General features: G+C 65.6%; 5 protein-coding genes and 2 pseudogenes. 2 read left to right on the top strand and 5 right to left on the bottom strand.

From position 1 onward, the window contains the following. Positions 1–453: 453 nt before the first annotated feature. From ACFVW8_RS37715 to ACFVW8_RS37695, 5 genes and pseudogenes are all read right to left on the bottom strand, one after another. On the bottom strand, positions 454–972 hold the full coding sequence (locus tag ACFVW8_RS37715; RefSeq protein WP_389698318.1) for a hypothetical protein: 519 nt from the start codon (positions 970–972) through the stop codon (positions 454–456). A gap of 25 nt (positions 973–997) precedes the next feature. Further along, positions 998–2,086, bottom strand: coding sequence for a helicase C-terminal domain-containing protein (locus ACFVW8_RS37710; protein ID WP_389698316.1), 1,089 nt, complete (start codon positions 2,084–2,086; stop codon positions 998–1,000). 40 nt (positions 2,087–2,126) lie between these two features. Further along, a pseudogene (locus tag ACFVW8_RS37705) lies at positions 2,127–3,216 on the bottom strand (IS630 family transposase). 25 nt (positions 3,217–3,241) lie between these two features. Then, entirely contained in the window at positions 3,242–4,078 is an 837-nt protein-coding gene (locus ACFVW8_RS37700; protein WP_389698314.1) for a DEAD/DEAH box helicase, read from the bottom strand. Between the two features lie 48 nt (positions 4,079–4,126). Beyond that, positions 4,127–4,771 (bottom strand): hypothetical protein, encoded by a 645-nt coding sequence (locus ACFVW8_RS37695; RefSeq protein ID WP_389698312.1) that lies wholly within the window; start codon positions 4,769–4,771, stop codon positions 4,127–4,129. 368 nt (positions 4,772–5,139) lie between these two features. On the opposite strand from ACFVW8_RS37695, the gene ACFVW8_RS37690 reads away from it, so the two are divergent. Then, positions 5,140–5,643, top strand: coding sequence for a hypothetical protein (locus tag ACFVW8_RS37690; protein WP_389698310.1), 504 nt, complete (start codon positions 5,140–5,142; stop codon positions 5,641–5,643). 173 nt (positions 5,644–5,816) lie between these two features. Then, positions 5,817–7,397: pseudogene (locus ACFVW8_RS37685) on the top strand (hypothetical protein); the annotation flags it as partial.

Below are 7,397 nucleotides of genomic sequence, written 5' to 3'. Positions count from 1 at the left end.
CAGCGGCGAACACCTCCCGATATACACCGCTGAGCACCTCCGCACCCATGCCCGATTCCCACACCGGCGGCCGCCCGCCCGATGCCCCAGCGGCAGCCACCTCACCACCAGGCGGCACGGGAACCGGCGTATTCACCGCACTCTCCTCGGCCAGCACCGACACGAGCTCCTCACGCCCCACCCGGGCTCGCTCGACTCGCTCCCGCGCAGCGTCCACCTCCGCATGAGCCTGCTCGAGGACCTCCGTCCAGGACTCCAGCTCCTGCCTCGCCCGCGGCCTCACGCCGCTCCATCAACCCCAGCACCGACGGCATAGCAACCTCCCTGATCAACAACAAGCCGTCCCCTGCCTGCCCCTACCCCGTCTCAAAAATGCCCCGTACACGAAGAAGCCCCTGCTCATCGAACAGGGACTCCCTTTGCCACAACGCACTGAACCTTGGCCTGCCTCTTCTATTTTGCCTCGCGGTAGGCGGCCTGAGTGAAGTTACTGACGAGTACCCCAACGTTAAGGCTGAGCGCGGCAAGCTGGTGCTCAATCTCGGCAGCTTTGTTGTACTTGCCGTCTTGCGAGACCGCACGAGCGAACTGCCTCACCGCTTGCTTGAGTGCACTGAGCTTCGAGGCGGTGATAACTCGTGTTCCGATCGGCGGCGTTCCTGTCTTGTCGACGATATGGCTGGGATGCACAACCACTGGGGTGACCGTGGCGTCGCTGCCGTACTCCCTGTGGCACCAGTGGACAGATCCCGCGAGCTGGTTGATGTCCTTCTTCCAGATTCTCGGAGCCTGCGCGCCGGTCTTGGCCTCAATCACTGCATAGGTGTGCTGGCCTAGTGCCCACAAAACGTCAGGACCAATACCGTAGTCTCGTTCCGGCTGTTGCACGGTAAATCCGATGTGCTGGCCGAGTTCCGCGAGGGCTGCCTCGGCGGCCGGCGTCCGCGAATTGTCCCAGTCGATGTCAGCCAAGGTCGCGTCGATGCCCAGGATCAAGTCATGGCCAGCCGTGTACCGGCTGCTGAGGTAAGCAGCGGCTTGCTGTGCCTGGGACGAGGGTGCCGTGATCCGCTGGTACTCGACGCCAGCGCGCGGGCGCAGGACAGCATTGTTGGCACGGGTTGCGTCGGTCAAAACATGCTGTGCTGCGACAACGTCCACGGCGTGCAGGTACGCGGCGTACGTCTCGCCAAGCCAGCCTGCCAGAGGCCCCGTCACCGGCCTCCTCGGCTGCATGGACGGCGGCCTTCGCATGTTCAGCAGCTTCGCGCGGACGGTACCCAGTTGCGCTGTTGTAGGCCGCGCGCAGATGAGCCGCCGACGGAGACACCGAGGCCGGGCCGTAGGTCACACCTACGAGAGCTTCCCGCGATGCCCGCCGAAACGCGGGATCGGCTTCGATGACCTGGTCGATAACCTGCCTCAGCATCGCGACGTCGGTGCCTTCGAGGCTATTGGCAACCTTGCGGGACAGCTCGAGCTGGGCTCGGGTTGCGGCGGAGAGACGGTCGGCTACTTCGGGGCGGTTGAGCAACTGGGTCAGCTGGGGGCCAAGCAGAAGAACCGCACACCGGTCATCGCGGCTCCGGACGCCTCGTCCCATGCCCTGTTCGAGACGTTGAAGCTGGCGAGTCACCATGGCTTCGCTGTCGCGCAGTGCAATCGCCTCACGGCGCTCTCTGCCGCTGTATGCGAACGGCAGGCTGTCGATGATCAGAAGTCGGCATGCCTCGTTCGGCAGATCGATGCCGTCGTATCTGTTGATGATGACGACCAGGCCGACGTGGCCTCGGGTGAGCCGATCGACCACATCACTGATGGGGCTGGCCGCACTCACAGTCTCAGCGGCCTCGTTCTGCCAATGGATCGCTTGGCGCTTGCTTGGGACCAAGACAACGACGTTGTGGATCGTCGCGGCGTCAGCGGCAAGGGCTCGCACCTGCTCATGGGTGATGTCCGGGTTGAGCTCTTGAGGGGCCAGGATCAACCGGTCACCGAGATCACCGGCGCTGGGTGGAACGATGGAGGCGGCGACACTGTCGGGATCGGCATCGAAATTGGTGACCAACACGCTGTCGTCGGCCAAGGTCGCTGTCAGGTAGATACGTCGATCTGCCTTCGCGAAGCTAGTGACCTGAGTCAGAGATTCGGTGGCAGTAGGCGGCAACTTTGTCGAGGATTTCGTCGGCCGTCTTGGTCCAGATGAAGGGCCTGGGTTGGTCGTTCCAGTCGGCCAGCCAGGCCCGGACGTCGCGTTCGAGGGCCTGGACGGAGCGGTGCACTCCGCGCTTGAGCTTCTTCTGCGTGAGTTCGGCGAACCACCGCTCGACCAGGTTCAGCCACGACGCGCTGGTAGGTGTGAAGTGCAGGTGGAAGCGCGGGTGTGCCAGCAGCCACTTCTTGATCTCGGGCGTCTTGTGCGTCGCGTAGTTGTCGAGGATCAGGTGGACCTGGAGGCCGGCCGGGACTTCCCTGTCGAGCTTGGCCAGGAACTTCTTGAACTCGACGGCCCGGTGGCGGCGGTGGAGCGATCCGATCACCTTGCCCGTCGCGACTTCCAGGGCGGCGAAGAGAGTGGTGGTGCCGGCGCGGATGTAGTCGTGACTTCGGCGCTCGGGAACCCCAGGCATCATCGGCAGGACCGGCTGGGACCGGTCCAGGGCCTGGATCTGCGACTTCTCGTCCACGCAGAGAACCAGAGCCTTCTCCGGCGGGTCGAGATAGAGGCCGACGACATCGCGGACCTTGTCGATGAAGAACGGATCGGTGGAGAGCTTGAAGGTCTGCGAGCGGTGCGGGGCCAGAGCGAATGCCCGCCAGATCCTGGATACCGTCGACTGCGACATGCCCGTCGCGGCGGCCATCGAGCGCGTCGACCAGTGCGTCGCGTTCTTCGGTTTCTCCTCGAGCGTTCTGACGATCACTCGTTCCACATCCGCGTCGGTAATCTTCCGCGGGACACCCGGCCTGGGCTCGTCACACAAGCCGTCCAAGCCGTTCCAGGAAGCGCCGCCGCCAGGTGCGGACGGTGTCCGGCGCAACCCGCAGCCGACGGGACACCTCCATGATCGAGTGGCCGTCCGCGCACTCCAGCACGATCCGTGACCGCTGAGCCAGCGCCTGCGCGGTCGTCCGCCGACGCACCCAGCCCTCCAGCACAGCCCGTTGCGCAGCGGTCAGTGACAACGGCGGAATCTTCGGCCCCGGACGACTCATAACCAACTAACGCCAAACCTCTGACTCAGGTCACTAGGGAGCTTCGCGATGGGCGGGCAGAAGGGCATGATCTCAACGTCCTGAGCGCTGAACACCACCTGACACCACTGCAGTTGGTCGCTGATAATTGGCCACGACCACTCAAATACCGAGCTTTGGCGATGGCCGTGCAGCGCTTCCAACACTGCCTCATGCTTGTCTTGCCATGCCCAGAACGGCACGGCACGGCAGCACTCGAATCCTGAGCCTGAACGTCCTTGAATCCGTTCAAGGACTGCGCTTTTAGGTCATCCTCGAATATATCGAGCAGAGCGCCATACGCTGGGTGATCACCGGGGATGCGCAGGCGCGTCTTCTCCTCGGTCATCGCCAGCGCTGCATGCGCGTCATCAACAACGACGGAGCCGACCGTGACGGGTTGCCGGAAGCCACCAACGATCCCAAACCGGCTCTTACCGTTGATCAGCACATTCATCGTCGTCACACAAATGGCTTCACCGCGAAGAAACGCTGGCTTTTCAGGGTCGTCCACGGTGGGGAGGCCAAGGTTGTCTGCCTCCTCCCGCACACGCCGAGCAAGATCCGGCGTCGGGACGAGGTAGAGCGCTGGTCCCTTCTTCTCATTGAGACAACATTGCAGAATGACTAGCCCGACGACGGTCTTGCCGCCGCCGGTGTTGGTCTTGATGACCACATCGTGTTCGTCGCGTCGGGCGGCCCAGGCGTCCAAGACCGACTGCTGCACTGCGCGCAGGTAGCCGTAGCCACGCTTCTTATTCGGTAGGGCATCGAACAAATCTGTGGGATCGGTGATATCCGAGATCGGATCTCCGGTCGACAACTTACTAAAATCGAACACCATCGTTCGGTCCCCCTTCGACGTCTCTGGCCGACCTTGATGATCCCACGATCACACCTCGGGATCGGGTCGCGAGCGGCATCCCTTGCTTCTCATCGCGGACACAAGCAGGAGGCACCCGCGGCAGGTTGCGAGTGCCTCCAAGCCGAGCAGAGAGTCGTCAGGCGTCGTGACTGGTGGTCTGTTGGCCACGCGATTGGCGAGCCTGTTGATCAGCCTTTGAGCGGCGATGATGCTGGCACGCAGATCATCGTCTGCAACGGCGAGCAAGTCGTCCGCATCGACGGACTCGATGCTTTTCATCGTACTGGTGAGGGTCTTGGTGAAACGTGTCCGCTGCTCACGGATCGTGATCTGCGGATCGGCTGCGACCGTCTCGACGATGAGGGCCTGGACCGCCTCGTAGGCTTCGGCGACAGCTTCGGGCGTGGCCCTCTCGTCCTCGACGACCGCTACGGCCTTCTTCTGGGCTTGGGCGGGCAACTCAATGGAATTGCCAGCGGGGGTCTTCGCCCTGCCGTCGCAGGCGACCTGCATGACGTACTGCGCCCGGTCGATCTTGCGTGCTTCGGCAGCACGCGCCTCAAGAGCTTCCTGGGCTGCTTCAGCGGTTCGCTGATCAGCAATGATCGCTACCTTGAGTGCTGTGGGGTTCTCCTTTACCTCCAGTGCCTTCGTGGGCCGGATGCCGGCCATTTCAGCTGCTGCGGCGATCAGTGCGCCTCGTTCTGACGTGGCTCCAGTGCGAGGATCGTAACCGGCTGCGGCCCTGAATGACCCCGGCGCCGCCGAGGAATAGCCCGGACCGGCGGGACGGCCCCGGCGGCACCCTCGGGTGGCAGGGCGTCAGCGGAATCGCTCCGAGGTGGGGCAGTTTGAAGATTCCTGTCTTCCCGTACAGCGTGGCCCGGTATTCATGGTGGTACGTACGGCCCTGAGTTGACTGGGGTTCGTGTTCGTGCCGGTCGATGAAATACACCAGTCCGGACGGCAGCATCCGCCGATGTGGTGGGTAGGGCTGGCCATGCATGTTGGGCGGGATGACAGTTGCAGAGGAAGGTCGCATGGTGATCGAGGCAGGGGTAGTGGCCGGGTACGTGATCGCGTGGGCGGTACGGAAGGCCCGTCGAGCGGCCGGCCACCTGGATACCGAGGCGGATGCGGTTATCGATGCCGGGATGGACAAGCTGCACACGGCGGTGGCCGCCAAGCTCGGCACGCATCCCGCCCTGGACGATCTGGCCGACGAGGCCGCCACCGATGACGGGCAGGTCAGCGAGTTGACCCGTCAGCAGGTGGAATTGGCCGTCACCGCCGCAGCGCGCAAAGACGACGAGTTCAGCCAGGCAGTCACCGGACTGGTGACCCAACTGCGCGCCGCTGAGCAGGCCAACGGCATCTCGGTGGTGACCGGCGCCGGGTCGGCGGTGTTCACCGGAGACGCCCACGCCCAGGCCAGCGGTGACGGGATCGCGTTCGGGCAGGTCGCCGGGGACGTGCACATGGACCGCGGTCCTGCGGGCGGGCAGCGGCCGGACCCTACCGAGCCGGGCCGGTCACGCCCCTGACCGCACCCGGAGCATCCGGTGGCATGGCCCCTACCGCGGAGCCGCGGTCACCTTATGGTTCGGCCGGCCCGCCGCCTGGGCACTCCGGCGAGGAGGGTGGCGGGACCAGCTTCAGGTATGTCGCCGGGAACGTCGAGATTCACCAGTACCGGCCGTCTGCCGTGACACGGCCGGTGCGCTCGACGTACCGGCGGCAGGTGGAGCGGATCGCCCCACCCGACCTGCTGGACCGGGATGCCGAACTGGCCGACCTGGCCAGCTTCTGCCTGGATGAGCATCGCGGTCCGTACGTATGGTGGCGGGCCGGACCGTGGGCCGGGAAGTCTGCGCTGCTGTCCACCTTCGTGCTCAACCCGCCTGACCCGCTCGCTGCCGGTGGGGTGTGGCTGGTGTCGTTCTTCGTCACCGCCCGGCTGGCCTCGCAGGACACGCGGGAGGCGTTCACCACCGCGCTGACAGAGCAGCTGTGTGCGCTGCTCCGCCTGGACCTACCGGTCGGCAGCGATGAGGCAGTCCGGGAAGCGGCCCTGCTGGATCTGCTCGCTCAGGCCGCGGACGTGTGTCGTCACGCGGGTGGCCGGCTGGTACTGGTCGTCGACGGTCTGGATGAAGACCGTGGCGTGACCACCGGGCCGGGGGCGCACAGCATCGCCGGGTTGCTGCCTGGCCGCCCACCGGCCGGGATGCGGGTCATCGTCGCCGGCCGGCCCAACCCGCCGATCCCCGACGACGTGCCCGACTGGCATCCGCTGCGCGACCCGGGCATCATCCGCTTGCTCGGCGACTCCCCCCGTGCCCGGGATCTGCAACGACTCAGCAAGTCCGAACTCAAACGCCTGCTCACCGCCAGCCCCATTGAGCAGGATCTGCTGGGTCTGCTGACCGCTGCTCGGGGCAGCCTGTCCGGCCCCGACCTGCGTGAGCTGACTGGTGCGGAACTGGTGACCATCGAAGAGATACTGCACACCGTGGCCGGGCGCACGTTCACCCGCCAGCTCGCCACCTGGGCACCGGACGACGGGCAGCAGGTGTACCTGCTCGGCCACGAGGAACTGCACAACGCCTCCGTTCACTACCTTGGCCATGACCGCCTGGTCCGCTACCGGGACCGGTTGCACACCTGGGCCGAAAGCTATCGCACGCCCACCGACGGCCTGCCGCCGTGGCCGCCGTACACCCCCGAATACCTACTGACCGGCTACCCCCGCATGCTGAGCACCGCCGGTGATATCAAGCGCCTGGCCGCCCTGGCCATCGATACGGCACGTCACGACCGGATGCTCGACCTGTCCGGCGGCGACACCGCCGCCCTCGCCGAGATCAAGACCTGCCAAGACCTACTCCTCGGCTGCCCGGAACCGGAGCTGTACGCCCTGGCCAGGCTGTCCCACCACCGGGGCCAACTCGAATCCCGCAATGCCCACATCCCTACCGAGCTCCCGGCCGTTTGGGCCGCCCTCGGCCAACCCAACCGGGCTGAAGCACTCGCCCGAGCCCTCACCGCCCCGCACCAGGCGTCGGCGCTGGTCGGGGTGGCCCGGGCAGTGGCCGCAGCCGGTGACCACCAGCGGGCCGAGCACATCGCCCGCGCCCTCAACGCCCCGGATCAGCGAGCGGTGGCACTGGCCAAGGTGGCCCAGGCAGTGGCCACGGCCGGTGACCACGAGCGAAGTGCCGAACTGGCCACCGCCGCCGAGCAGATCGCCTACACCCTCACCGACCCGTACCAGCGAGCGGGGGCGGTGGCACAGGAG

Source organism: Streptomyces sp. NPDC058221 (genome assembly GCF_042882365.1).
Classification (GTDB): Bacteria; Actinomycetota; Actinomycetes; order Streptomycetales; family Streptomycetaceae; genus Streptomyces.
Note: the sequence above shows the minus strand (reverse complement) of the source record. Positions and strands in the feature narration are given on the sequence as shown.